The following is a 1483-nucleotide window of genomic DNA, read 5'->3' on the forward strand; positions in this document are numbered from 1 at the left end:
GCGCCCCCGGCGACGGCCCAGATACGCACGGGCTTGGACCTCGGGGCAGCCTTGGTCCCGAGTGAAGCCACGTCCCCGAGCGACTCGGTGACCACCGGTGCGCTCTTGCTGCTCGACAGTTCTGTCATGACACTGCCCCTCCTGAATCGTCGTGATACAGCGTCCGCGAACCCGACTGCGCCAGCGACGCCAACCGGCCAGGCACCCCCGCGATCGGCATGCCACGCTCACGGTGAGGCGATCGATCGCGAAGCTCTGACAGCCGGGTCTGCCGTTAACATACCAATCGGTATCTAGATAACCAAGGATAATCTGAGATTCTATGGCAGAATCGCGACATGGTTGAGCGCTGGACGCGAGAGCGGCGCCTTGAGCACACTCGTTCGCTGCTGTTGGATGCCGCGGAGGAGGTGTTTGCCGAAAAAGGCTTCATGGCAGCCTCTCTCGACGACATCGCACACGCTGCGGGTTATACGAAAGGCGCCATCTACAAGCACTTCGCCACGAAGGAAGACCTGTTCCTTGCGGTGAGCGATCGCTACTGGCGCAGGTATTTCGACAACTTCTCCGAGGTGATGTCGACCGCCACCCAGATCGGCGCGCGCGAACTCGACCAAATCGCCGAACGTTGGCGAAAACTCAGCGACGACCGTGGCGCCGAGCACGCCGCGTTGGGACACGAATTCACCTTGTATCTGCTTCGCAACCCCGACGCACGAGAACGGGTGGCCGCGAAGCGATCAGAAGTAGTCGAGGCACTGGCCAAGTTCATCGTTGAAGGCATCAACCGGCTGGGCGGAGCGCTGCTGATCCCTCCACTGACGTTCGCCCAGATACTGGTTGCCACCACCGACTCCGTCATGCTGGGCAGCCGGCTCGACGACATCGATCTCTACCGGCCGATCCTCGAAATGTATGTCTCCGTCATCAAGTTGCCTTGAGCACAACATCTTTCGTCCAAGGCGACGCCGCCCGGAACCCCTTTACCCGCCGCGCTGATAGGTTGCAGGTTCTGCGCGCATTCTAAGAACCCCTTCCGATTCTCGGATACCCATGAGTATATTGGCGGCGAACCGACCGATCAGTGGCTCCCGCCCCTCAATCGGCGGCCCCGTCGCCGGGCCGCGCTGAGGCGCGACGAACCTCTCTGCGACACAGGAGGACAGCGCGCAATGAGTGATCTGTCGAGCAAGACCACGGCGCCGCCCCTGACGGAGGTCGCGGTCGGCAGGATGGCGGAACGCAGCGGGCAGGCCGAGACCGCGGTCAAGCCAGTCAAGGTGTGGGCGGCGGTCGGGGGCGCACTTCTGGCCCTCCAGTTGTACGTCTGGATCCGGTGGATCACCGGCCCGTATTTCGAACGGGTGGCTTCCGGACCGGATGACCCGCCGATGTACATGAAAGTGCCTCTCGTGGCCAACGCGGTCTTTGCGTGGATCGGCCTGCCAATTGCGGTGTGGTGGTTCATCATTCGGCCGTGGCG

1 protein-coding gene and 1 pseudogene are annotated in these 1483 nt (G+C 62.6%); both read left to right on the top strand.

All coding sequences use genetic code 11. The features are described 5' to 3' along the window. Positions 1 to 338 precede the first annotated feature (338 nt). Positions 339 to 941 (top strand): TetR/AcrR family transcriptional regulator, encoded by a 603-nt coding sequence (locus A5624_RS09965; RefSeq protein ID WP_065155404.1) that lies wholly within the window; start codon positions 339 to 341, stop codon positions 939 to 941. A 231-nt stretch (positions 942 to 1172) separates the two neighbouring features. Next, positions 1173 to 1483, top strand: a pseudogene (locus A5624_RS09970) (DUF5135 domain-containing protein); the annotation flags it as partial.

It is taken from the genome of Mycobacterium sp. 1482292.6 (assembly GCF_001672995.1).
In the GTDB taxonomy this organism is placed as follows: domain Bacteria; phylum Actinomycetota; class Actinomycetes; order Mycobacteriales; family Mycobacteriaceae; genus Mycobacterium; species Mycobacterium europaeum_A.

Bases quoted from the DNA above. Each gene is read 5' to 3' on its own strand.
- A5624_RS09965 (WP_065155404.1), top strand. From the start codon at position 339: ATGGTTGAGCGCTGGACGCGAGAGCGGCGCCTTGAGCACACTCGTTCG.